This window comes from Bacillus sp. ISL-41, assembly GCF_018613235.1.
Lineage (GTDB): Bacteria > Bacillota > Bacilli > Bacillales > Cytobacillaceae > Mesobacillus.
This window is the reverse complement of sequence record NZ_JAGGQP010000001.1, coordinates 60,428-84,571: the sequence shown is the minus strand read 5'-3', so window position 1 is coordinate 84,571 and position 24,144 is coordinate 60,428. Positions and strand designations below refer to the sequence as shown.

Genomic DNA, 24,144 nt, shown 5'->3' with positions numbered 1-24,144 from the left:
TGCCATGGTTTGAGAATCAGAGACAATAGACTCTGTATGTTATACTGTTGCAGAGAGGAGAGGGCTGTTAACTATGAATAAAGGAATTTTAAATCACGAAACAGGGGAACAGGTAGAATTGTTTTTATTGATTAAGCATTCGTCAAAAGGGATTGCCAGCAACGGAAAGCCATTTTTGACGCTCATCCTCCAGGATCAGAGCGGGGAGATCGAAGCAAAGCTATGGGATGTTTCCGATGAAGATGAAAGCACTTATAGTGCTGAAAGCATTGTAAAAGTTCAGGGAGATATCCAGAATTACCGAGGGCGAAACCAGTTGAAGATCAGGCAGATCAGGCCTGCTTCACCAGCTGACTCTGTCAAACTATCTGATTTTCTTGAGACAGCCCCTGTCAGCCAGGATGAAATGAGCAGCAAGCTCACCCAATATATATTCGAAATGAAAAACCCAAATATCCAGAGGGTCACTAGACATCTTTTGAAAAAACATATGAATGCTTTTATGGAATATCCTGCAGCGACAAAGAACCATCACGAATTTGTCTCAGGACTTGCATATCATGTTACCTCAATGCTTGACCTGGCGAAGTCCATCGCAACGCTGTATCCAAGCCTTGATAAGGATCTATTGTATGCCGGAGTCATCCTTCATGATTTGGGGAAAGTCATTGAGCTGTCCGGTCCGATTTCTACGACTTATACAGTGGAAGGGAATTTGCTGGGACACATATCGATCATGGTTAATGAGATTGGCAAGGCAGCCGATGAGCTGGGCATTAGTGGTGAGGAAATAGTCATACTTCAGCATATGGTATTGTCACATCACGGCAAAGCTGAATGGGGCAGTCCGAAACCTCCAATGATCAAAGAGGCAGAAATTCTGCATTACATCGATAATCTCGATGCGAAAATGAATATGCTGGACCGTGCGCTTTCAAGGGTTAAACCAGGCGAGTTCTCCGAAAGAGTATTCGCGCTTGATAACCGCTCATTTTACAAGCCCGTATTCCATAAGTAAAAGCAAAAGGCCCTTCTCCGTTTTATATGGAGGGGCCTTTTTGTTTTTTGACTTCTATAAGTTGAACTAAAGAATTACAAATTGAATGATGCACCTGAAGCGAAATGAAAAAGTAAACTTTCTAGTTCAACTATAAAATGGCATATTTTTTAAAAAAACTCATATGAATACAATAAGAGTTCAATTTGGACAACCTTTTAAATGGAGGGTATGAAGAAATGTCAATTCCAATCTGGGTAATAGCAGTCGCAGCAGGAATCGTATTCAGTGCTTTCATGGCAGTGAAAACAGGGAAAGAAGAACGAAAAGAAGAAATGGAAAGCATTGAACGAGAGGGCGAGCTTTACATGAAACGGCTTGAGCGAGAAAAAGAACAACGTGAAAATTCAGCAGAAGCATAAAAAAACACTGGTCTCCAATAATGGAGCCAGTGTTTTTTTGCTTATTGTGGTTGTGTTTGTGCTTCTGCTTCTGGGAATTCAGCAGCACCTTTAAGGTCTTTATCCTTGATTTTAACGTCAGCAGCATCCAACTCACGCTTCAGGACCTCTTGAATCTTGTTTTGGTCAAGCTGAGCAAGCTTCAACTCATACTCAAGCTCGTCCTTCATTTCTTCATACGATTCTTTTTCCTTCTTCTCAGTTACCTTGATGATGTGGAAACCGTGCTGTGATTTAACTGGTTCACTGATTTTATTTACTTCAAGGGCATAAGCAGCCTCTTCAAATTCAGGTACCATTTTACCAGGACCGAAGAATCCAAGATCTCCGCCTTGTGCAGCTGAACCAGGATCCTGTGAGTATTCCTTCGCTAAATCTTCAAACTTTGCGCCTTCCTCAAGCTTTTTCTTCACTTCCTGTGCAGTCTTCTCATCTTCCACAAGAATATGGCTTGCCTTGATTTCAGGCTTGTACTCTTCATAACGCTTCTTGACTTCATCTTCGCTGACCTTAACATCTTTAAGCGCAGCTTTTTCCATTAGAAGCTGGTCTTTAAGGACTTCTTTTAATTCTTCTTCATCTTTTAGCTGGTTTTGCTGAAGAACTAGCTCGAAGTTTTCTCCAAGCTCTTCCTTAAGCTCGGCCACTTTTTCCTCAACCTCTTTATCAGTCACTTCATAATTTTCCGCAAGAACTTTTTGGTAAAGCAATTCTTGAAGTGCCTGCTCTCCATACTTTTCCTTCATGGATTGATAAAGCTCTTCTTTAGTAATGTTGCCTGCCTTCGACTCAACGATGACTTCTGAAGATTCAGCATTATCGTTGCTGCATGCCCCTAATCCCATTACTCCGGCTGCAACCGTGAGGGAAATTATCATTTTTTTCATGGTGAACATCTCCTAAACAGAAAATTCTAGTGGCCGTTTTTAATCCACAATCTCTACTATAACATAATTTCAATTTTCTACAAAAAATAAGTAATGGATATTATTGGTTATTTATTGAGATGGGCGGATATCTATACCGTTTATTCGATGATGCATAGGATGTAGAGAAGAGAAAAAAAGGAGGTAGTTGATAATGGGCCACTATAATTCAGGATTTGCGTTAATTGTTGTCCTGTTCATCTTGCTGATCGTTGTAGGTGCAGCTTACCTGTAATCAACAAAATGCAAGTAATGCAGGATAGTTGCCTATGCGGATATGACATTACTTGAATAAGATATCATAACCACTTTGGAAGGAGGTGTTAATATGGGTGCAGGATACGGCGGCGGCTTTGCGTTAATTGTCGTGTTATTCATTCTGTTAATCATCGTGGGTGCAGCTTGGCTTTAATCTCTGAATAAAGAGTATGGGGGACATTTGGCCCCCGTACTTCTGAATTTCAATATTAAAGCAAGTTCTCATAGCAGAAAGGAGGAACCTCAATGTCTGGAGGAGGACATGGATATGGCGGCGGCTTTGCTTTGCTCGTTGTCTTGTTCATTCTGTTAATCATCATCGGTGCATCTTGGCTGTAAGCACTGATGAGGGCAATGCTTTCTGCATGCCTTATAATGAAGGCTAATCAAAAAGACTTAAATAAAAAGCGGTGAGGGAGACCTCACCGCTTAATGTATGTAGTACGAAACTTAAATGATGGCAGCGCTTGTGTGGCTGACCGCAGAGCTTGCACTTTCCTATTTAGTCACGTATACAGAATTTCAACAAATGATGAAATTAACAAAATTGTAACTAAGATATTGATCGTCCTGAAAATATTTGCATGTTTGTCTTCTGGTATTTCCTTCTGGATGCAGAGGGAGTCTGTAAGCTTGTTTATATAGAAAAGAATGAAAGCAGCAAAAAGGACAAACACCAATAAAATGGAGATCATCGAAGAATCCCTCCTTAGCAATCTTTTTATCTTAAATACAATAACAAATATTTAATGAAAAAGATAGTTTTTTATCCAGGCAATTATTCTGGGCAGGAGGGTTATGATTGCACATGGACTTGCCTGATTGTAGGGGAATGATTTAAATGTGAGAAAATGAGCAAACCATAAAAGAACAAAAAGCGGAGGGTTTAACATTCATTCATCCGCTTTAAAAGATGATTCCAGTTTGAATCCAGCAAAAAAACCAGCAAGAGGAAGTGGACAAGGCTTGTGTCTCTAAGGGGTTATCCTTCCTCTATAAAGTTGCCATCATACAAAATTATCAAGCATACTCCTTCTCAGCTGGATCTATCTTCTTGAGTGTACCGTCCTCATCAGAAAACTTCTTGTCAATATTAGAAAAAGATTTCTCGAATATTTCCATAAAGTCATCACCATAAATATTGCGGACAATAGCCATAATTTCAATGATATCCGGGAATTTTCCATATAGTTCCTTCAATGGCATTGCCCCTGAAAAAACAGCATTACTGTCAGGTTCATAGCTTTCCATCAAAGCGAGCAATACGCCTTCGCCTTCTTCCGTAAGCTGGATATACGTATTTCTCTTATCGCTTTCCTTCTTGGAAAACTTTAAATAACCGCGTTCCTCAAGTTTTTTTGAGAAGTTAAAAGCAGTGGAAACATGCATGACTCCAAACTTTGCCACATCAGAAATTGAAGCCCCATTCAAATGATAAGCAATCCATAAAATATGATGCTCATTGATATTCAGGTCGAATGGCTTGATCCATTGCTGCCAGTCCTTCTCGACAGACTTCCATAAGGCCTTGCTCAGCTGGGCAATTCTTTGGCTAAACATCATTGCTTCTTTCATAGAATAATTTTTATCTCCCATTCTCATATTCACCTACTTTATTGTTCTATTTTCATTATGCCAATAAAACAAAAATTAATAAAGATATAAATTTACAAAATTTTTTGAATTTGTTAAATTCCATCTAATGTCGTGTAGTTTTTATGTAATTATTTAATTCTTATAAAAAAATAGCAATTTGCATAATATATCTTTCTTGATTAAAAAAGAAAATCCTTCCCGCCGGAAAAAATTTACTTAAGGGGAAGGATTATTCTGATTATTTTTCTTTGGAATTGGCAGCAGCCAATTCAGTTTCCAATTCTTTAATTGAATCTTCAAGCTCCATGACATCCTCCTGAAGACCTTTCTTATTTTCCTCTGTTTCAAGCTTCCACTCAAAAATAGCTGTCTTTACATCAGTGATAAATGTTTGGATAGAAGCTTTGCCTTCCTTGGAAGCGGTGGCCACTGTATTTTTTAATTCCATAGCCGAATCCTTAATATCCTTGATGGATCCGATGTATTCATTTTTATTAGCCAGAAGGGTTCTCCTTGTTTCATATCCTGACTTCGGAGTTGCCAGCAGCGTGGCAATCCCTGCTACAACACCACCTATAAGCATTCCTGTTAAAACATTTTTCGTTTTCATGCTCTGACCACCTCATTAATTTTTCTGTATATGTTCTCCAAATGAATTCGGATTCCTCTTTTCTTCTATATTTAATTTCCTATTCTCGCACAAATAAACGTTATTAGCTTCATAGCCTTAAATTAACAGGCATAAAAATAAATTAAGGTCATGTTCAGGAAGGAGAGGAGGGGAGTGGGGATTTTTACAACTATAGTGTTTCTCATCAGCGTTGCTTTCTTTGTGGGGGCCGTCCATCATCTCCTAGCATTAAAGAAGCCAGGCATGTATCCTCCAAAGGCGCTTTTGCGAAAGAGAGCAGGGACACTCGCAGGGGGAGGAGCCATTTTTTTACTGATTGGGATTATCTTTTACACATTCCAATAGAACAAAACAAAGCCCCTGTCCGGTATGGTCAGGGGCTGGTAATTTTAATTGATTTCAGCTAGTTTTGCTCTTTTAAAAATGTTCGTTGCTACAGGATAAAGAATGGCCATAAAAACGGCGTTGAAGGCTGCTGCTGGTAGGACAACCGCCGCGAATAATGCAGTGAATGGTCCTGGCAGGCCGATAAGGAAATAGGCAGAACCGAGGAAAACGATTCCTGACACTATGGTTCCAAGTGCTGTAAGGCCAGCTGCAGTATAAATGGAAAATCTGAAATTTTTAAGTGCCATCAGGATTCCGAAAAAGACAAACGCAGTGACAGGCTTGTCGATTATGTTCGGGACTAGGCCTCCTGGGAAAGTAGTAGTCAATCCAGAAATCAGTCCAGTGACAACTCCAACCAATAGTACACTCTTTTTGTCAGGAAACAGGATAATTCCAAGGAACATCATCGTCAGCATCATATCAGGCTTCATCCCAAGGAAAAAACCTGGTACCACCGTATGCAAGACGGCTCCCATCCCCACTAAAAGTGACAATGCTACAAGATTCTTCGTATTCATTTCTCATCTCTCCTCTGCTATTCTGGCTAACTAGTACTCCTCCTGCAGTGCTCTCTGTGCCTGCAGCGAAAAGCTTTCTCCAATTATAACATATATTTTTAATGAGTAAAGGTTTAATATTCTGTTAATTTCTGCTTCTGAATGAATTCATGAAATCAGCAAGTTTCTCTACGTTTTCAAAAGGAACAGCGTTATAGATCGAGGCCCTGCAGCCGCCGACGGACCTGTGGCCGGCAAGACCTGTAAAGCCGGATTCCTCCGCCTCATGCAGGAAGGCTGAAGTCAAATCATCATTTTCGAGTGTGAAAGTGACATTCATTTGTGAACGGCTTCCTTTTTCGGCATGACCGGTATAGAACCCATCACTTCTGTCTATTGCATCGTAAAGCAGTGCTGATTTCAGTTTGCTCATAACTTCAAGCTGTTTTACCCCTCCCAGAGCTTTAGCCCATTCGAGCACCAGCATCAGGAAATAAATCGATAATGTTGGGGGAGTGTTATAAAGTGATTTTGAGTCAGAGTGAACCTGATAATTGAGCATAGAAGGCAGCCCTGTTTTAGAGCGCTTAAGCAAGTCCTTTTGGATCATGACAACTGTGACACCTGATGGGCCGAGGTTTTTCTGCGCACCGGCATAGATGAGACCAAATGATGATAGATTTAGCGGCCTGCTGAGAATGTCACTGGACATGTCAGCAACGAGCGGATTAGGCAGGCCCTCAGGAAAAGAATGCCACTGGGTTCCATAGATGGTATTGTTCGTCGTGATGTGGAGGTAGGAAGATTCAGCTGGTATATCGATTTCTGATGTGCTGGGGATTGATCTATAGTTGTCATGTTTGGATGAAGCGGCAATCACTGCCTTTCCGATCTTCTGAGCTTCTTTGAACGCTTTCTCTGACCATGTGCCGGTAAGGACATAACTCGCTGCCTCTCCTTCCTCAAGAAGGTTCATTGGTATCATTGAGAACTGCAGGCTTGCACCACCCTGGAGTAAAAGGATTTCATAATCATCAGGAATGTTTAGCAGCCCCCTTAGTAAATTTTTTGTGCGTTCATTTATGTCTTCGAATTCATTGCTGCGATGGCTAAGCTCCATTACGCCCATGCCGCTGTTTTGGTAATTCATCATTTCTTTTTCTGCTTTCGCCAGTACAGCCTCAGGCAGTGCAGCTGGACCAGCATTAAAATTGAGAGCTCGTTTCAAGTGGATCCCCCCGAAAATTAAATTACGGTATTTCTTTAATGTGTTAAAGTTATTATCATGCTACCAGAAAATCAGGCAGAATTCTAATGTTTTCAGAAAAATTTAATTACTTTTCAAGAAGTGCGAATTTCTTTACATATGACGAAAGAAACAGATAGCTGTATGGACAGGTAGACGCCAATGCTTCCGAGAGAAAGTCTATCGGACAAACATGAGGGTGGAAAGTCAAAAATTGTCCAATAGGAAGATTCTATCGGACAAATCCGAGGGGAGAACGTCAAAAAGTGTCGGATAGGAAGGCTGTATCGGACAAACGCGAGAGAAGAAGGACAAAAAGTGTCGGATAGGGAGGCTGTATCGGACAAACGTGAGAGAAGAAGGACAAAAAGTGTCCGATAGGAAGGCTCTATTGGACAAACGCGGGTGAAGCAGAGCAAAAAGTGTCCGATAGAAAGGCTCTATCGGACAAAAGCGGGTGAAATAGCAGAAAAACTGTCCGATAAAGGCCATTGGACAAACACTGTACCTATCCAAAGAAGAATCTGATTCATACATTAAAAAAACTCCCGCAATGGCGGGAGTCTAAATCTTGCTATTGATTTCTGCAGCGATTTTTTGGTAATCGTCCGATGTATATTGATCCTGATGTGTTTTCCAAACTGCTCCGAAGCCATCACCATTGCCATAGCGCGGAATCAAGTGCATATGGAAGTGGAAGACAGATTGGCCGGCTGCTTCACCATTATTTTGAAGAACATTCAATCCGATTGGTTCATATGCAGCCTTGATTGCATTGGCGACTTTAGGAACAGCCTTGAATACATTCGCCGCTATTTCGTCCGTTAATTCATAGACATTTTCCTTATGTACTTTAGGGATGACAAGTGTATGTCCTTTTGTTACCTGACTGATATCGAGGAATGCCAGTACATTTTCGTCCTCGTAAACCTTGCTTGAGGGAATGTCGCCATTGATGATTTTGCAAAAAATACAGTCACTCATTTATTCCACCCTTTCTATTGGTCATGTTTCTGGTATTTTATCATATTTTGCCAATAAACATAAAGAAAGAAAGGACAGGATCCGCATGGAATCCTGTCCCTGAAGGGAAAACGATTTACTGTTCATTGACGTTCTCAGCAGGTATACCTTTGATAAACACCTCATTTGTCAATTCATTTGAATTTACAAAAATGTTGGGTTATTCAGTACCTGGTTCAATCGGACCATCCCCTGTCTGCTTTAGTCGGTTTCACAACTTATAAAGCGGGAAGTGATCTGCGACACACACCTCATTTCAGAATGTGGAGTGATGTTACTGAACGGCTGGGTTAACATTTACGTAGCGCAATGCAACCATCCCCTTGTTTGAACGTTGAAATCAGTGTGCTTATAAATCGAATTATATGTCTTTAACAGACACCTCATTTCGAATTATTGCTTGTTTCCCCTTCAAAAATTATGATGCCCCGATCGGGAGCTTATATGCGAAAAAGTTTCGAAATAAGTTGAAGCTTTTCCTAATGGAGCTGTATTTGTTAAAATAACGGTACAGAAATACGAACTGGAAGGACGTTGTGCATGTCTTTATTGGAAATTAATGAGGTGACCGGCGGATATACACGAAATCCGGTTTTGAAAAATGTGAGCTTCACTGTCAATGAAAATGAAATCGTGGGATTAATCGGGCTGAACGGTGCCGGAAAAAGTACGACAATCAAGCATGTAATCGGTCTGATGGAACCACATAAAGGTGAAATCAAGATCAATGGCAGGACCTTTTTGGAAGGCAAAGAGGAATACAGGAAGCAGTTCACCTTTGTGCCTGAAACCCCTATTCTTTACGAAGAACTGACTCTTGAAGAGCATCTCCGGCTGACTGCCATGGCATATGGCCTTGATGAAAAAGAATATGAGAAGCGAATAGCTGCTTTATTAAAAGAGTTCAGGATGAGCAAAAGGCTGAAATGGTTCCCGGCCCATTTTTCAAAAGGGATGAAGCAGAAGGTCATGATCATGTGCGCGTTTTTGGTACAACCTTCCCTTTATATTGTCGATGAGCCATTTGTCGGTCTTGACCCTCTTGGAATTCAATCCCTCTTGGATCTGATGGACAAGATGAAGGAAAATGGTGCTGGCATCCTGATGTCAACGCATATCCTTGCAACGGCTGAACGATATTGCGATCGTTTTGTCATTCTCCATAATGGAGAGGTCAGGGCACTTGGAACGCTTGAAGAGCTGCGGGAACAGTTCAAGATGCCTGGTGCGACATTGGATGATTTGTATATCCAACTGACGAAGGAAGAAGACTATGTTTAATCCGCAGCATTTATGGAAGGAGCGTTTCGGTACTTTTGCCAAAGAAACCGGAAGCTACCTGCGATACATTTTTAATGGCCATTTAGTGATTGTTGTCCTGTTTTTATTGGGAACAGCCGCTTTCTACTATCAAGAGTGGATTGATACTCTGCAGCCGGATTTCCCGGCAGCATGGATCATCGCATTGATTCTTGCATCCTTACTTACATACAGCCCGATCCAGACATTTTTGACCGAGGCGGATAAAATATTTCTATTGCCGCTCGAAACCAGATTGGATGATTTCTTCAGGAAATCTATTGTATTCAGCCTGAGCCTGCAATCCTATTTATTGCTGATGGTACTCGCGGTGCTGATGCCGCTCCATGTAAAAATACATGGTGCTGACTTCAAATCGTTTTTCATCTTATTGATCGCACTCATCCTGATAAAATGGTTCAATATCCTGATCCGCTGGAATGTACAGTACTTTATCGAGAGAAATGTAAAATTGACGGACAGCATCATTCGTTTTTGTATCAATACAGTGCTTTTGTATTTTATCTTTTCAGGAGCCCAGCTGATTTTTGCTGCGGTTCCGATCGGTGCTTTGATCCTGCTGTATTTGTATTATCAAAAACAGGCGAAGGACAAGGGCTTGAAGTGGGAGCAGTTGATCGAGGACGAAGAAAGACGGATGAACGCCTTTTACCGTGTGGCCAATATGTTTACGGATGTTCCGAAGCTGCGGGACCGCACGAAAAGGAGGAAGTGGCTCGACTGGCTGGTTAACATCATTCCTTATAAGCAGGACCTGGCCTTCAGCCATCTTTACTTAAGGACCTTCGCGAGGTCCGGTGATTATTTCGGATTGCTTGTCCGCCTTACACTTATAGGGGGAGCAGCGCTTTATTTCCTCTCATATGGGCCGGGACAAATTTTGTTTGCTTTGCTATTCATGTATTTGACAGGGTTCCAGCTTTTGCCGTTATGGAACCATCATCAAAACAAACTATGGGTCGGTCTGTATCCGGTGCCGGAGAATGCAAGAAAGAAGTCCTTTACGAGCTTGCTATTGGGAATTATGATTTTTCAGGCAGCTGTATTTGCGGGGACAATTCTGATTAAAGGAGAATGGCTGTCAGCAGCAATCGTATTGGCTTCTGGAATCGCGTTCTCGCTGTTTTTTGTTTATTTTTACAGCCAGAGCAAGCTGAAATCTTAATCAATAATCCTTTTCGTAATCGCTTTAAGCTTTTATGAAAAGGATTTTTTGAATCGTTTTTGCGTTTGGCGCGTATTAGTAAAAACAAGGGGTGAAAGCTTTGAATGATTATGAGTTGAAAGCTTATGAAGAGGTTCTCGCCTGGAAGCGGAAGCTGAATAAACGCTCTAGCCTTTTGGCGCGTGCATCTAAAAGAGCGCAGACGAAAGTGAATGAACTAATTCCAGACAGAGTCCATCAATTTTTAACGGAAAGCATTAAAAATATGGTCAAGGCTACTCTGGCGGGATCGAATTACACGACGAAAAAGCATCAGGGAACAGGGCTGACTCTTGCTGAGAAAGACCGGGAGCTTTATAAAAAGCTATCCGCATACAAGAGGACGGCGGCTTTAGAGGGAGCTGGAACTGGAGCAGGGGGCATACTGCTCGGAATGGCTGATTTTCCATTGCTTTTATCGATAAAAATGAAATTCTTATTCGATGCTGCATCTGTTTATGGGTTCGATCCATCAAGGTATGAAGAAAGGTTATTTATCCTATATATCTTTCAGCTGGCTTTTTCAAGTGATGAACAACGGAAGCAGACCCTGGATTTGATTGAAAATTGGGAAGCAAGAAAAGCTGAATTAACAGAGCTGGATTGGCAGCAATTTCAGCAGGAGTACAGAGATTATATCGATTTTGCGAAAATGCTGCAGTTAATGCCTGGGATTGGGGCTGTTGTGGGAGCTTACGCAAATTATAATCTGCTTGACCAGCTAGGGGAAACAGCAATGAATGCTTATAGAATGAGAATACTGCAAACACCTCCGCAGCTATGACTAGCGGAGGTGTTTTTTGTATGAACTTTAAGCTAATGTCTCGCTTTTTTCGTGTTTAGTTTGTTCCTTTGTTTGATAGTTGAGTGCGGCTGCGCAAAGAGTCTTTGCGGCAATGACCATCGCTTTTTCATCAAAATCGAATCTTGGGTGATGGTGTGGATACGACCCGTCTGTTTCCGGCTTTGCTCCGGTGAAGAAGAAGGTGCCTTTTACATTTTGCAGATAGTAGGCAAAGTCCTCGCCGCCCATTTGAGGGTCACTTTCTTCTATTTTTGTCACTTCCGGTACTTTAGTTGCGCAGTCAATCAGGAACTCAGTTTCTGCTGCATGGTTGACGACGGCTGGATAGCCTTTCTCATACTGGTAATCATAGGTGCAGTCTGTTGCCAGGCAGGTGCCATGGACTACTTTTTCAATTTCCGCTGCAATGAAATCCCTGGTTGATTCGTTGAATGTCCTTACTGTACCGATCAGCTTTGCTTTATCGGCAATTACATTAAAGGCATTGTCTGCAACGAATGAACCGACTGTCACGACTGCCGAATCAACAGGATCGACACGTCGGCTGACAATTTGCTGTAAGGTCGTAACAAGCTGAGCTCCAGCGACGATGGCGTCCTTTGTTTTATGCGGCTGGGCGCCGTGCCCGCCTTTTCCCTGAATCGCTATTTCAAACCGGTCTGCTGCTGCCATGATTGGTCCAATTCTGTATTGGATGGTTCCTGTCGGCTCAGTGGCCCACAGATGGGTGCCGAAAATGACATCTACGTCTTCAAGACAGCCGTCCTCAATCATCGAGATTGCCCCGCCTGGAGCGTACTCCTCAGCATGCTGGTGGATCATCACATACGTTCCCTGCAAATTTGCCCTGTTTTCATACAGTACCTTTGCAAGCACCAATAATGTTGCTGTGTGGCCATCATGGCCGCATGCATGCATCACACCGGGAACTAATGATTTATATGGTACATCTTTCTCGTCCTGAATCGGCAGGGCATCAAAATCAGCTCTGAGGGCGACCGTTTTTCCAGGCTTTGCACCGTGAATTTTTGCGACTACGCCATTTCCGCCCACATTGGCACGGACCTCAACGCCAAGTTTTTCATAATACGATTGGATATATTGAGCTGTGTTCAATTCCTGGAAAGACAATTCAGGATGTTGGTGCATATACCGGCGGATTTCCACCATTTCCGGAAAAAGGTTTTCTATCTTTTTAAAAAGCTGATCCTGCAATTGATTCATCTCCTTATGTAAATAGTTTGATAATTTAAATAATTATAGCACATAAATAGAATAAAAACATTTTAGAATCATAGCAAAAGAAGCTTCCATTAATGGAAGCTTCGTATATAAATGGAGCCACCTGAGTGGCATCCAGTATTTTAACCTATATCAGGAACATCGCCACGATCGTAGTGACAATAAGGCCGATTGTGACCGGAAGCAGATTCCTTCTCGCTAATTCGAACGGATCGACACCGCAAATCGCGGCTGCTGGAATCAATGCCCATGGAACTAAAGTGCCGCCGCCAACCCAGATGCCAGCAATTTGACCAAGGGCAGTAAGGGTAGCCGCTCCGGCACCTATGGCAGTCGAGAAAATCGCTGCCACCGATCCTGCGAGAGAAATTCCGGAAAACCCTGATCCATCGAGACCAGTAATTGCGCCGACAGCAGTGAGGGTTACCGCACCAACTTCAGCGTTGAGCGGGACAACAGAAGCCAGCGCCACTCCGAGATCATTTACAATTCCCTGCGAAGTTTTTGGCAGGAACTCCCCGATAATTTTTGTGAAGCCTGAATCACCAAGGTAGAAGAAGGCGGCGATTGGGATGACTGCCCCGAAAACCTTGAATCCGAACTGGAATCCATCGATAAGGTAACTGGTTGTTTTCTCGAGCCCTTTATTTTTATGTGCTGCGATGGAAATGAGAAGAAGGATGAAGATCGAGGTCCCGCCTACCAGTGCGGTTGCATCGCCCCCTTGTAAGTTGAGAATAGACATTGCTGCGACATCTGCTGCAAATAAAATTGGGACCAGAAGGGCGAAAAATTTCCTGGCACCGTCTGATAGCAAGCTTGGGTCACTAGTTTGATCCAGTTCCACTTCGAGTGTTCCGCTGCCCTTTAGTTTGCCGTTTTTCATGTCTCTTTTTAATAGATAAAAAGCGGTGACCGTTGTGACAAGACCCATGACAATGACCAGCGGGATACTGGCCTGAACAACCGAGCTGACAGGAATGCCAGCTGCATCAGCTGTCAGCTTTGGAGCTGCCTGGATGACAAAGTCGCCGGAAAGGGCAATTCCGTGCCCGAAGAGGTTCATTGCGACGGCTACCCCAAGCGCAGGCAATCCGACTCTGACAGCAACCGGTAAAAGGACGGCCCCCATCAATGCTACAGCAGGTGAAGGCCAGAAGAACCAGGATATGACCATCATGACAATGCCGATCGTCCAATAAGCAAGCGCCGGTGTTTTGATCAGCTTTGCAAACGGGGATATCATCGCATCATTGATCCCGGTCACCGTAAGTGTCCTGCTCATCGCCACGATAATCGAAATAACAAGAATAGTAGGCAAAAGCTCGGTGATCGCATATATGAAGCTATTGAATATGCTGCTGACCGACCCACTCAAGGATCCCGTAGCGACGATGGCCAATAAAAAGATACCGGTAATCGATATAAGAGTTGTATCTCTTTTCATGACCATGAAACCGATAATGAGGAAAATGAATAAAACATATATCCAATGAAGTGCTGATAATTCTACAGCCATGGAATAAAGCTCCTTTCTAAATGGCATGCTGTTAACACTTTGCGCAATATAGGCAAATTTCCTAATTGAGTACTACAGGATATGATGGCTATTGAAAGGTGTGAGCGGTAAAGGAGAATTTTTTCGGTCTCGAGACGGAGGGGAAAAGCTTCTCAGGAGGGGTGGATAATGTCCATCAATCTTTTAATATGAAGCTATGATTCTATCCTGATAAACCAGAGTAGGATTAACATAAAAAAAGGGATTTTCCCAGATGGAAAAGAATAAGTGATTATGTTGGAAAGAAAGAAGGGGGAAGTTTTGGGGACACGTTCGATGAATCAGATAGCCGCTGCTGTCATACTTTCAGCCATAGGGGTTATTCTGCTGCTAGTCAATTTAGGTGTCATTTCCTTGGAAATAAAAGAGCTTTTTGTCGTAACATATCCTTTTTTACTCATTGTGTATGGAATAGTGGTTTTGGTGCAGAAACGGTTTGGATGGGGATCGTTCATAGTCCTATTTTCATCGCTGTTGATTATGGACCGTTTTGGTCTGGTCGTTTTTCAATTTCTTGATGTGTGGAAACTTTGGCCTGTGGTGTTGATTTATTTTGGTGCAGCCATTCTGTTTAACAGTAAAAAAATAAAGGTTATTTACCGAACTGATTTACCGTCAGCCAAGGAGATGGAAAATATCCCGGCGTCCGAAACTTCCTTGAAGAAAATTCGAGGGGTATCGATGGGCAAGGTAACTTTCAAAAAGCAAAACTGGGCAGTCGAACCAATGGATTTATACAATATGATCGGTGAATATTTTATCGACTTCAGCAAGGGCTTCATTCCTGACAGGGAGACTCCAATAAGGGTGAGAGGCTGGATTGGTGAAGTGAAAATGCTCATTCCGGAGGATGTCCCGGTAAACATCAATGCTGTCATAGGGGTTGGTGAAGTAAAGCTCTTTGATTATGCCCAAGAGCAAATCAAGCATGTAGTTGCATATAAGTCGGATGATTATGATCAGGCAGTAAGAAAGCTGAACATTACGATCGAATTGAAAATCGGTTCTGTAAGGATTGATCGGGTGTAGGGGGGAAGAAGCAAATGACAAGTATCCGCTTATGGTTTATCCAAACGTTCTTGATGATGGCTTTCATAACTTCCCTCATCCTCTTCATCGGCCTTCAAGTTTTCTTATTCCTTGTTCCCGACAGCGGCCTTTCCACTGCGATGACCTTCTGGTTTTGGCTGTACAGTTTTCTCATAATGGCTGGTGCCGGGTTTTACTTCAGTTTACGAGGAAGCTATGTAATCAAAGGACGCCTGGGTGACATTTTGCAGTTTATTGCCACATTGCGCAGAGGCAAATTCACGGAAAGAATTAAAACGGATGAAAGAGATGAGATCGGACTCATTTCAGAGGAGCTCAATCAGTTATCTGAATACCTTCAGGAGCAGGTTCATTCATTGCAGCGGCTGGCAGAGGAAAAAACAGAGCTATCCAGGACCGCAAAATCGGCCGCCATCATGGAGGAAAGACAAAGGCTTGCCAGGGATCTCCATGATGTAGTCAGCCAGCAGCTATTCGCGCTTAGTATGATGTCATCTGCTTCACTGAGATGGTTTGATCAGGAACCAGAAAAGGCCCGGAAGCAGCTGGAGCAAATTTCTGAGATAGCGGGCAAAGCACAGGGGGAAATGAGGGCACTTCTTCTTCACCTGAGGCCTGTCCAGTTGAGTGGTGAGAGCCTGTGTGAAGGGATCATTAAACTGATCAAGGAGCTGAAGCAAAAAACGAACCTGGCATTCGAAGCAAGTGTTGATGAAATCGAGCATCTTTCGCAGGCTGCAGAAGAGCATATATTTCGGATTGTCCAGGAAGCACTTTCGAATATCCTGCGCCATGCAGAAGCAACAAAGGTGAAATTGGTGCTTACAGAGGAGCAGAAATACATCCATCTATATATAGGTGATGATGGTAAAGGCTTTGACATCCATGAAGAAAAGATGGCATCTTATGGCCTTAAAACGATGCGGGAACGGTGCGAACAAATTGGCGGTACATATAATATCCGTTCAAAAGCGGATGAAGGAACATATATTGAAATACGGATACCGGCTCTGAGGAGGGAAGAGTAATGGGGAAAATAAGGGTTGGGGTAGTTGATGATCATGAAATGGTACGGAAAGGCATCATTTCCTATTTAGAAACTGAACCGTCAATCGAAATTGTCGGAGAGGCCGATAGCGGAAAAAAGGCTGTTTCACTTGTAAAGGATACAAAGCCGGATGTTGTCCTGATGGACCTGTTGATGGAGAATGGATCGGGCATTGATGCAACCAGGGAGATTCTGAGCTTTTATCCAGAATGCAAAATCATCATCATCACGAGCTTTTATGACGATGAACAGGTTTTTCCGGCCATTGAGGCAGGGGCATTCAGCTACATGCTAAAAACTGCGACCGCATCCGAAGTCATCAAGGCGATTGAAAAAGCTTCCAAAGGGGAGACGGTCATTGAACCAAAAGTCGCCAATAAAATGATGAAAAGGCTGAGACCGCAGGAGCGCAAGCCGCACGATGAACTGACAGAACGCGAGCTTGATGTGTTGAAATGTATTGGTGAAGGTATGACAAACCAGCAGATCAGCGAGGAGTTGTTCATCGGTGTGAAAACCGTCAAAACCCATGTTTCGAATATTTTGGGTAAACTCGATTTGTCCGACAGAACGCAAGCAGCTGTTTATGCAAATCGAAACGGTTTGATCAAGACGACATAAGGGGGGGAGGGTGTCACGAGGTGACACCCTCTTTTACATAGGATAAAGCCTAATACTTAGCTGTGCTGTGATGGAGGCAGTAAATGGCGGTAGATTAGCAGAAAGCGTCATCCATGGCCCCTATGGAGACGCGAAAAGGCGCGGGATTACCCAAAAGCGTAATCCATCACTCTTATGGAGATGCGCAATGGCGGAAGATCAGCAAAAAAAACATCCATGGCCCTGATGGAGGCACGAAAAGGCGTGGGACCAGAAAAAAGCGTCATCAATGGCCCTGATGGAGACGCAAAATGGCGGGTGACCAGAAAAAAGCGCCACCCATTACCTCAATGGTGACGCTAAAAGGCGGCAATCATTCGCCTTCGATATAGTATTTTGAAACATATGATGCGCTTTCGAAAATATTCGGTCGAGCACCGTCTATTCCTGCTTCTGTGCCGCGCTTCTTGTGTGCACTCTCATAAGCCTTCGATTTTTGCCAGTTCTCGAATGAGCTTTCATTTTCCCATATCGTCATAATGATGTAGGTGTTGGAGCTCAATGGTCGCAGTACGCGGATTGCGATAAAACCTGGTTCATTCTCGATCAGCCTCGGCCTGTTCAAAAATCGGTCTTCAAAAAGGGGCCGGCCTTCATCTGTTACGGGGATATTGTTAAGAACAGCGAATCCTTCATGGTCAAGTGAACCAGCGGAATCAATGATTTCATATTTCCTTGGTGAACTGAACACTGTTTTCTTGTCTGTCTCATGGACAAGGAGTGATGATTCATTGTTGTTCATCAATACCATAGTTTCTCCCTGGTACTTTTCTTTTAATCTCAGCAAAAAATCTGGAGTTCCCGATGTAATAAATAGATTCATTTTCTCACCTCATCTAATAAAAGTACGTTGCTTCTATTATACTAATTGTATGCTGATTAACCAAAGCTATCATCTGTTTTCCCTTTTATAGAGGAAGTAAAAGCAAAATTCGTCAAATTTTCAACAATTTAAAGCGTTTCCTATGAAAACGGCTGATAAAAACGATATAGTGTATATAGTTTGTTTTTTTGTTATAACAGCGCGAGGCTATCGCAAACCTGATTCGGAAAATAGTTGTTTTTTATTTTATTCCTTTTATATTACAATGGAATACAGACATTACTGAAAGGTGGATTTCCCCTAATGAGCAAGATGATTAACGATACATTTTTAAAAGCAGCCAGAGGAGAAGCAACAGATTATGTTCCGGTCTGGTATATGAGACAGGCTGGAAGGTCACAGCCTGAATATAGAGAGATTAAGGAAAAGTATTCCTTGTTCGAAATTACGCACCAGCCTGAGCTTTGCGCATATGTCACAAGGCTCCCTGTAGAACAATATGATGTTGATGCGGCGATTCTTTACAAGGACATCATGACACCTCTGCCAGCTATGGGCGTGGATGTGGAAATTAAGTCTGGGATCGGCCCTGTCATTTCCAACCCAGTAAAAACATTGGCTGACGTTGAAAAGCTTGGTGCGATCAACCCTGAATCAGATATTCCGTATGTACTTGACACAATCAAGCTCCTTACAGAAGAACAGCTGTCTGTACCATTGATTGGCTTCTCAGGAGCACCGTTCACACTTGCAAGCTATATGATTGAAGGAGGACCTTCAAAGAATTACAACAAGACAAAAGCATTTATGTACGCTCAGCCTGAAGCATGGTTCGCCCTGATGGACAAGCTGGGCGATATGGTGATTACATATGTTAAATCCCAAATAAAAGCCGGGGTTAAAGCAATCCAGATTTTTGATTCTTGGGTAGGAGCACTGAATGTCCAGGATTACCGTACATTCATCAAGCCGGTAATGAACAGGATTTTTTCTGAACTGAAAAAAGAAAATGTTCCATTGATTATGTTTGGTGTTGGGGCAAGCCACCTTGCTATGGAATGGAACGACCTTCCGCTTGATGTTGTTGGACTGGACTGGCGTCTACAGGTGAGCGAGGCTCGAGAACTTGGAATCCAGAAAACAGTCATGGGAAATCTTGATCCTGCAATCCTTCTTGCACCATGGAATGTAATTGAAGAAAGGGCAAAAGCGATCCTTGACCAAGGTATGGCACAGCCAGGCTACATCTTCAACCTTGGGCATGGTGTATTCCCATCTGTAAACCCTGAAACATTGAAAAAGCTGACGGCTTTCATCCATGAGTACTCTGCCTCAAAACTAGGCAAATAGCCTCAATTCTGCTTCAGAGCATTAGATTTGGTAAAATGGTCTGGTTTTTGGCAGAATAGAAGCTTAGAGACACGAAAAAGAGGTGCAATCATGACTAAGAGAAAGATGGGTTTGCTTGTGATGGCATATGGCACACCCTACAAAGAAGAAGATATTGAACGATATTATACACATATCCGCCACGGCCGCCCGCCGGCACCGGAAATGCTTGAGGACTTAACACAGCGTTATGAAGCAATTGGCGGTATTTCTCCACTTGCGAAAATAACCGTTGCACAAGGCGAGAAGCTGGAACAGCATTTGAACAGCGTCCAGGATGACATCGAATTCAAGATGTATCTCGGTTTAAAGCATATTGAGCCATTCATCGAGGATGCTGTGAAGCAAATGCATGACGATGGCATTGAAGAGGCAGTAAGCATTGTGCTCGCACCGCATTTCTCAACATTCAGCGTCAAATCGTATAACGGACGCGCCAAGGAAGAGGCGGAAAAGCTTGGCGGGCCTGAAATTGTATCGGTTGAACAGTGGTACGATGAGCCGAAATTCATCAAATATTGGTCTGACCGCGTGGCAAAGACCTTCGCTGAAATGCCTGCTGACGAACGTGAGAAATCAGTATTGATCGTATCTGCCCATAGCCTTCCAGAAAAGATTCTCCAAATGGGTGATCCATATCCTGAACAATTAAAAGAAACAGCTGATATGATCGCAAAGCAGGCAAACGTGAAAAATTACGAGGTTGGCTGGCAGAGTGCAGGCAACACACCTGAGCCGTGGCTTGGGCCTGACGTACAGGACCTGACGAGGGATCTTTTCAAAGAAAACGGCTATAAAGCATTTGTTTATGTGCCGGCTGGATTTGTTTCCGACCACCTGGAAGTATTATATGACAACGATTATGAATGCAAGATTGTGACTGAAGAGATCGGAGCCAGCTATTACAGGCCTCCAATGCCAAATACAGAGCCTGAATTTATTGACGCATTGGCAGATGTTGTTTTAAAAAAGCTGACAGCTTCACGTTAAAACTACTTAAAGAAGGCGATTTACCGTGACAGAAAAAAAGAAAGTTGTAATAGTAGGGGGCGGCATAACTGGTTTGGCGGCAGCATACTATTTGCAAAAGCATGCCAGGGAGAACCAGCTTCCTCTTGATGTGAAACTGGTCGAATCCTCCCATCGTGTTGGCGGGAAAATGCAAACGTATGTTAAAGATGGATTTGTCATCGAAAGAGGACCCGATTCCTTTCTGGAAAGAAAGGAAAGCGCAGGACGTTTAGCGAGGGAAGTAGGTCTAGGAGATAAATTAGTCAATAACAGTACGGGGAAATCGTATGTACTGGTGAAGGACAAGCTCCACCCTATGCCTGGCGGAGCAGTGATGGGAATACCTACTCAGATCGGCCCCTTCGTTACAACCGGCCTATTTTCCTGGCCAGGTAAATTCCGGGCTGCTGGAGACTTCTTTATGCCACCTTCAAAGGTGAAAGGAGATCAGTCCCTTGGTGAATTTTTCCGGCGCAGGCTTGGTGATGAAGTCGTCGAAAACCTGATTGAGCCCCTGCTCTCCGGCATTTATGCCGGGGATATTGATAACATGAGCCTATTGTCCACTTTTCCGCAATTCTACCAGGTGGAGCAGAAATACGGGAGCTTGATTCTTGGCACAAAGAAAACAACTCCCTCGGCAAAAAAGAAGCCTGCAGAAACTGGTCAGGTTAAGAAAAAAGGAATGTTCCTGACCGTGACTACGGGTTTGCAATCTTTTGTCGATGCAATTGAGTCTAAACTCGAACCCGGTTCTGTCATTAAAGGGATCCGTGTCGATAAAGTAAGCAAGCAGGGCAGCAGCTATCGGATGAGACTGAGCAGTGGTGAATCACTCGATGCAGACAGCATTCTATTAGCTGCACCGCATGAAGCAGCGCTGCATATGTTCTCTGACCACGAACATATTTTTGACCCATTCCGCGACATGCCTTCAACATCCGTCGCAACGGTTGCCATGGCATTCCCGGAAAGTGTCATAAAAGAAGATGTTGATGGTACCGGGTTCGTTGTATCCCGCAACAGCGACTATACGATCACTGCCTGCACCTGGACGCATAAAAAATGGCCGCATACTACTCCTGAGGGAAAAGTATTGCTCCGTCTTTATGTCGGCAGGCCGGGTGACGAGGCAATTGTCGAGCTTTCGGACGATGAGATCATCAAGATTGCTCTCGAGGACTTAAATAAAACAATGGATATTCAGGCAGAGCCTGATTTTGCAGTAGTTTCACGCTGGAAAGAAGCAATGCCGCAATATACGGTCGGACATAAGGAAAGGGTCGCAAATCTGAAGAATGATCTGGCCAGTGAGCTTCCAGGTGTCTTCGTAGGCGGCAGCTCCTATGAAGGAGTCGGCCTTCCAGACTGTATTGATCAGGGAGAAGCAGCTGTTGAAAAAATCCTTGATTACTTAAAACTGAAATAAGGTACAGCTTTCGTTTTGATCGTCTTCAAAAGCAGTCAAAAAAAAGAGCCAGCCGTTCATGATGAACGAGCTGGCTTTTCATGTGCAGTCTGACAACTGCGGGAAAGGGATTGTATTACACCCGGAAAACCGGGGAAGGAAAACGAATCAAGTTTGAATTATAGATGTATAAATCTACTTCGAGAATTGCCCAGCTCCACCGCCTAGCCCCTCGAGACGTTTGTCTAGTTTCGCCTCCTAGAAACTCCGAAACTTTAACTCCGCCGGCAGAAGCAAAAAGCGCTTCTTTGCCGGAGTCTCCAGTTTCTGTGTTTCTGGGCAGTCGGCTATACTTTTCGACTTCGGTTCGCTCAGGTGAAGTCAAAGAACGACTTCACTGTTCAGCCATCCAACGCTTGTAGGGGCTGAACAAGGCGCTTGCGCATTTTTTATAGTTTACCAGGGTCCATGCATCCATCACACTTATTTCCGTAGCATTCATGCTGTTCATCAATCGATTCTCCACACTCAATACATTGCTTCTTCGGCAAATTACGAAAGAATTCTACGACATTTTGAATCATGTTGTTCCCTCCAAATAAGTTGTGTTTTGATACAGGTTTATTATTTTCTTTATTGTATTATAACAGAACAGAAGGCGTCAATCATAATTTTCTGAAAAAGCCGTTCAAGTGAAAAAATGGGCAGAATGAAGTATAGTGATAGAAAAAGCGTGTTAATTGGAGGGAAATGATGAAACTGACTATAGTAGGATTCTGGGGCGGCTATCCGAAGGTAAATGAGGCCAGCACTGGATATTTGCTTGAGCATGAAGGATTTAAGCTAATGATCGACTTTGGCAGCGGTGTACTGGCGAGACTTCAAAATTTTGTTCAGCCAGAAGAGTTGGATGCCTTGGTACTGTCGCATTATCATCCCGATCACATCGCAGACATTGGCGTATTACAGCATGCCCGTCTGATACAGGGCTTCCTGGGGAAAAAGTCCCAACAGCTTCCGATTTTCGGCCATACCCAGGACAAACAAGAGTTTGCGAAGCTTACATATAAAAACATCACAAAAGGGATTGCTTATGATCCGGCAAAAAAACTTAACATAGGACCTTTCACGATTTCATTCTTGTCTGCAATCCACCCGGTTCCTTGTTATGCGATGCGGATTGAAGCAGGAGGCAAGTCACTGGTATATACTGCCGATACATCCTTTAAGGAAGACTTCATCCCATTCGCTCAAGGTACAGACTTGCTGCTTTCCGAATGTAATTTTTACGGGAACCAGGATGGCAAAGGTGCTGGGCATATGAACAGCTATGATAACGGAAAGCTTGCTGCCGAAGCGGACGTTAAACAACTGGTACTTACCCATCTGCCGCATTACGGAGAAATTGATCAGCTTGTTTCGGAAGCTTCAACAGTTTTCAATGGCCCGGTTACCCTTGCGAGGGAAGGGCTCGAAATCATTCTATAAAAGGAGACTCAACCATGTTATTTATTGATAATAAGGGAATTACAGATCCAAGGATCAACCTGGCGATTGAAGAGTATGCCTTGAAGAACCTGGACATCAATGAAACTTACTTACTGTTTTATATAAATGAACCATCCATCATTATTGGCAAGAACCAAAATACGATCGAAGAGATCAATACGGAATATGTCGAGAAAAATGGCATCCATGTTGTCCGCCGGTTATCAGGAGGCGGAGCTGTATACCATGATCTTGGCAACCTGAACTTCAGCTTTATCACCAAGGACGACGGAGATAGCTTCCATAATTTTAGGAAGTTCACCGAGCCAGTGGTGAATGCACTTAGGAAACTTGGTGTCAATGCAGAATTAAGCGGCAGGAATGACCTGTTGGCAGAAGGCAGAAAGATATCCGGAAACGCACAATTTTCAACTAGAGGGCGGATGTTCAGCCATGGAACCCTGCTGTTTGACTCGGAAATCGAAAGCGTCGTTTCCGCACTTAACGTTAAAAAAGACAAAATAGAATCTAAGGGGATCAAATCCATCCGGAGCCGAGTTGCGAATATCTCCGAATTCCTCTCAGAAAAGGTGATAATTGAGGAATTCCGTACCCTTCTGCTAAAAAATATCTTTGATGGGCTGGATGATATTCCGGAGTATGTCTTAACAGAGAAAGACTGGGAAAATATCCATGAACTTTCTAAAGAGAGGTACCAGAACTGGAATTGGAATTATGGGAAATCGCCTAAGTTTAACCTGCAGCATTCTCATCGGTTCCCTGTTGGCCAGATTGATGTCCGTTTTGAGGTTAATAAGGGAGTCATCGAAAATTGCAAAATCTATGGAGATTTCTTCGGTGTTGGCGATGTCACTGAAATCGAAGACAAGCTGACAGGACTTAAATACGAGAAATCGCAAATCGCCGTTGCGTTGGAAGATGTGGATATCAAACATTATTTCGGAAATGTTTCTAAAGAAGATTTCATTAACTTAATATATTAAATTTAGAAACGCGGTGTAGTCATACCGCGTTTTTAATTTATATAATGTAAAATTGTTAGAATTTCGACATATTTTCCTTGAATCCATAATTTTCTTTCAATATAATATA

The 24,144-nt window shown here is 43.1% G+C and carries 28 protein-coding genes; 17 read left to right on the top strand and 11 right to left on the bottom strand.

Annotated elements, in window-relative coordinates:
- Positions 1-73: 73 nt before the first annotated feature.
- Both yhaM and J7I80_RS00405 read left to right on the top strand, forming a co-directional pair.
- A complete protein-coding gene (gene yhaM / locus J7I80_RS00410; RefSeq protein ID WP_214735468.1) occupies positions 74-1,018 on the top strand; it encodes a 3'-5' exoribonuclease YhaM in 945 nt (314 codons plus the stop codon).
- Positions 1,019-1,236: 218 nt separating this feature from the next.
- Positions 1,237-1,419, top strand: coding sequence for a sporulation YhaL family protein (locus J7I80_RS00405; RefSeq protein WP_082904385.1), 183 nt, complete (start codon positions 1,237-1,239; stop codon positions 1,417-1,419).
- Between the two features lie 41 nt (positions 1,420-1,460).
- Here J7I80_RS00405 and J7I80_RS00400 read toward each other — a convergent pair whose 3' ends face one another.
- Positions 1,461-2,345, bottom strand: a complete 885-nt coding sequence (locus J7I80_RS00400; protein ID WP_214735467.1) for a peptidylprolyl isomerase — start codon at positions 2,343-2,345, stop codon at positions 1,461-1,463.
- Positions 2,346-2,538: 193 nt separating this feature from the next.
- On the opposite strand from J7I80_RS00400, the gene J7I80_RS00395 reads away from it, so the two are divergent.
- From J7I80_RS00395 to J7I80_RS00385, 3 genes are all read left to right on the top strand, one after another.
- On the top strand, positions 2,539-2,619 hold the full coding sequence (locus J7I80_RS00395; protein ID WP_023615406.1) for a YjcZ family sporulation protein: 81 nt from the start codon (positions 2,539-2,541) through the stop codon (positions 2,617-2,619).
- 93 nt (positions 2,620-2,712) lie between these two features.
- On the top strand, positions 2,713-2,796 hold the full coding sequence (locus J7I80_RS00390) for a YjcZ family sporulation protein (RefSeq protein WP_064503397.1): 84 nt from the start codon (positions 2,713-2,715) through the stop codon (positions 2,794-2,796).
- A 92-nt stretch (positions 2,797-2,888) separates the two neighbouring features.
- Complete coding sequence (locus tag J7I80_RS00385; RefSeq protein ID WP_023615405.1) at positions 2,889-2,981, top strand: YjcZ family sporulation protein; 93 nt, start codon at positions 2,889-2,891, stop codon at positions 2,979-2,981.
- 167 nt (positions 2,982-3,148) lie between these two features.
- On the opposite strand, the gene J7I80_RS00380 is transcribed toward J7I80_RS00385, so the two are convergent.
- From J7I80_RS00380 to J7I80_RS00370, 3 genes are all read right to left on the bottom strand, one after another.
- The gene (locus J7I80_RS00380) at positions 3,149-3,337 is read right to left on the bottom strand and encodes a hypothetical protein (RefSeq protein ID WP_225650422.1); all 189 of its coding nucleotides are present in this window, start codon (positions 3,335-3,337) and stop codon (positions 3,149-3,151) included.
- Positions 3,338-3,662: 325 nt separating this feature from the next.
- Positions 3,663-4,238: an HTH-type transcriptional regulator Hpr gene (locus tag J7I80_RS00375; protein ID WP_192473282.1), complete on the bottom strand. Its 576-nt coding sequence runs from the start codon at positions 4,236-4,238 to the stop codon at positions 3,663-3,665.
- 238 nt (positions 4,239-4,476) lie between these two features.
- Entirely contained in the window at positions 4,477-4,848 is a 372-nt protein-coding gene (locus tag J7I80_RS00370; protein ID WP_214735466.1) for a YtxH domain-containing protein, read from the bottom strand.
- A gap of 174 nt (positions 4,849-5,022) precedes the next feature.
- On the opposite strand from J7I80_RS00370, the gene yhzF reads away from it, so the two are divergent.
- Positions 5,023-5,214, top strand: a complete 192-nt coding sequence (gene yhzF, locus J7I80_RS00365; RefSeq protein WP_251027511.1) for a membrane protein YhzF — start codon at positions 5,023-5,025, stop codon at positions 5,212-5,214.
- A 44-nt stretch (positions 5,215-5,258) separates the two neighbouring features.
- Here yhzF and J7I80_RS00360 read toward each other — a convergent pair whose 3' ends face one another.
- The 3 genes from J7I80_RS00360 to J7I80_RS00350 form a co-directional block, all read right to left on the bottom strand.
- Complete coding sequence (locus tag J7I80_RS00360; RefSeq protein ID WP_214735464.1) at positions 5,259-5,777, bottom strand: tryptophan transporter; 519 nt, start codon at positions 5,775-5,777, stop codon at positions 5,259-5,261.
- A 124-nt stretch (positions 5,778-5,901) separates the two neighbouring features.
- The gene (gene serC / locus J7I80_RS00355) at positions 5,902-6,984 is read right to left on the bottom strand and encodes a 3-phosphoserine/phosphohydroxythreonine transaminase (RefSeq protein ID WP_214735463.1); all 1,083 of its coding nucleotides are present in this window, start codon (positions 6,982-6,984) and stop codon (positions 5,902-5,904) included.
- Positions 6,985-7,566: 582 nt separating this feature from the next.
- Entirely contained in the window at positions 7,567-7,986 is a 420-nt protein-coding gene (locus J7I80_RS00350) for an HIT family protein (protein ID WP_214735462.1), read from the bottom strand.
- Between the two features lie 579 nt (positions 7,987-8,565).
- Between J7I80_RS00350 and J7I80_RS00345 the strand changes: the two genes are divergently transcribed.
- From J7I80_RS00345 to J7I80_RS00335, 3 genes are all read left to right on the top strand, one after another.
- Entirely contained in the window at positions 8,566-9,306 is a 741-nt protein-coding gene (locus tag J7I80_RS00345) for an ABC transporter ATP-binding protein (protein ID WP_214735461.1), read from the top strand.
- Positions 9,299-10,510 (top strand): ABC transporter permease, encoded by a 1,212-nt coding sequence (locus tag J7I80_RS00340; RefSeq protein ID WP_214735460.1) that lies wholly within the window; start codon positions 9,299-9,301, stop codon positions 10,508-10,510. Before J7I80_RS00345 ends, J7I80_RS00340 begins: the two co-directional genes overlap by 8 nt.
- 100 nt (positions 10,511-10,610) lie before the next feature.
- The gene (locus J7I80_RS00335; protein WP_214735459.1) at positions 10,611-11,333 is read left to right on the top strand and encodes an EcsC family protein; all 723 of its coding nucleotides are present in this window, start codon (positions 10,611-10,613) and stop codon (positions 11,331-11,333) included.
- Between the two features lie 27 nt (positions 11,334-11,360).
- On the opposite strand, the gene J7I80_RS00330 is transcribed toward J7I80_RS00335, so the two are convergent.
- Complete coding sequence (locus J7I80_RS00330; RefSeq protein ID WP_214735458.1) at positions 11,361-12,578, bottom strand: M20 family metallopeptidase; 1,218 nt, start codon at positions 12,576-12,578, stop codon at positions 11,361-11,363.
- Positions 12,579-12,723: 145 nt separating this feature from the next.
- Positions 12,724-14,115: a hypothetical protein gene (locus J7I80_RS00325; protein WP_214735457.1), complete on the bottom strand. Its 1,392-nt coding sequence runs from the start codon at positions 14,113-14,115 to the stop codon at positions 12,724-12,726.
- A gap of 315 nt (positions 14,116-14,430) precedes the next feature.
- On the opposite strand from J7I80_RS00325, the gene liaF reads away from it, so the two are divergent.
- From liaF to J7I80_RS00310, 3 genes are read left to right on the top strand one after another with little or no spacing between them, the layout of a single operon-like run.
- Complete coding sequence (gene liaF, locus J7I80_RS00320) at positions 14,431-15,183, top strand: cell wall-active antibiotics response protein LiaF (protein ID WP_251027510.1); 753 nt, start codon at positions 14,431-14,433, stop codon at positions 15,181-15,183.
- A gap of 14 nt (positions 15,184-15,197) precedes the next feature.
- Positions 15,198-16,232, top strand: a complete 1,035-nt coding sequence (locus J7I80_RS00315; RefSeq protein ID WP_214735455.1) for a sensor histidine kinase — start codon at positions 15,198-15,200, stop codon at positions 16,230-16,232.
- Positions 16,232-16,873, top strand: coding sequence for a response regulator transcription factor (locus J7I80_RS00310; protein WP_214735454.1), 642 nt, complete (start codon positions 16,232-16,234; stop codon positions 16,871-16,873). Before J7I80_RS00315 ends, J7I80_RS00310 begins: the two co-directional genes overlap by 1 nt.
- A 352-nt stretch (positions 16,874-17,225) precedes the next feature.
- Here J7I80_RS00310 and J7I80_RS00305 read toward each other — a convergent pair whose 3' ends face one another.
- Complete coding sequence (locus J7I80_RS00305; RefSeq protein WP_214735453.1) at positions 17,226-17,735, bottom strand: antibiotic biosynthesis monooxygenase family protein; 510 nt, start codon at positions 17,733-17,735, stop codon at positions 17,226-17,228.
- Between the two features lie 303 nt (positions 17,736-18,038).
- Here J7I80_RS00305 and hemE point away from each other — a divergent pair, with 303 nt between their 5' ends.
- The 3 genes from hemE to hemY all read left to right on the top strand — a co-directional run bounded on the left by hemE (position 18,039) and on the right by hemY (position 21,564).
- Positions 18,039-19,085: a uroporphyrinogen decarboxylase gene (hemE, locus tag J7I80_RS00300; RefSeq protein ID WP_214735452.1), complete on the top strand. Its 1,047-nt coding sequence runs from the start codon at positions 18,039-18,041 to the stop codon at positions 19,083-19,085.
- A gap of 90 nt (positions 19,086-19,175) precedes the next feature.
- Positions 19,176-20,114: a ferrochelatase gene (gene hemH, locus J7I80_RS00295; protein WP_214735451.1), complete on the top strand. Its 939-nt coding sequence runs from the start codon at positions 19,176-19,178 to the stop codon at positions 20,112-20,114.
- A gap of 25 nt (positions 20,115-20,139) precedes the next feature.
- Positions 20,140-21,564 (top strand): protoporphyrinogen oxidase, encoded by a 1,425-nt coding sequence (gene hemY, locus J7I80_RS00290; RefSeq protein WP_214735450.1) that lies wholly within the window; start codon positions 20,140-20,142, stop codon positions 21,562-21,564.
- Positions 21,565-21,992: 428 nt separating this feature from the next.
- Here the strand turns inward: hemY and yhfH are convergent, their stop codons facing one another.
- Positions 21,993-22,127, bottom strand: a complete 135-nt coding sequence (yhfH, locus tag J7I80_RS00285; RefSeq protein ID WP_167832100.1) for a protein YhfH — start codon at positions 22,125-22,127, stop codon at positions 21,993-21,995.
- Between the two features lie 169 nt (positions 22,128-22,296).
- Here yhfH and J7I80_RS00280 point away from each other — a divergent pair, with 169 nt between their 5' ends.
- Both J7I80_RS00280 and lplA read left to right on the top strand, forming a co-directional pair.
- Entirely contained in the window at positions 22,297-23,031 is a 735-nt protein-coding gene (locus J7I80_RS00280; RefSeq protein ID WP_214735449.1) for an MBL fold metallo-hydrolase, read from the top strand.
- 14 nt (positions 23,032-23,045) lie between these two features.
- On the top strand, positions 23,046-24,035 hold the full coding sequence (lplA, locus tag J7I80_RS00275; RefSeq protein ID WP_214735448.1) for a lipoate--protein ligase: 990 nt from the start codon (positions 23,046-23,048) through the stop codon (positions 24,033-24,035).
- Positions 24,036-24,144: the final 109 nt, after the last annotated feature.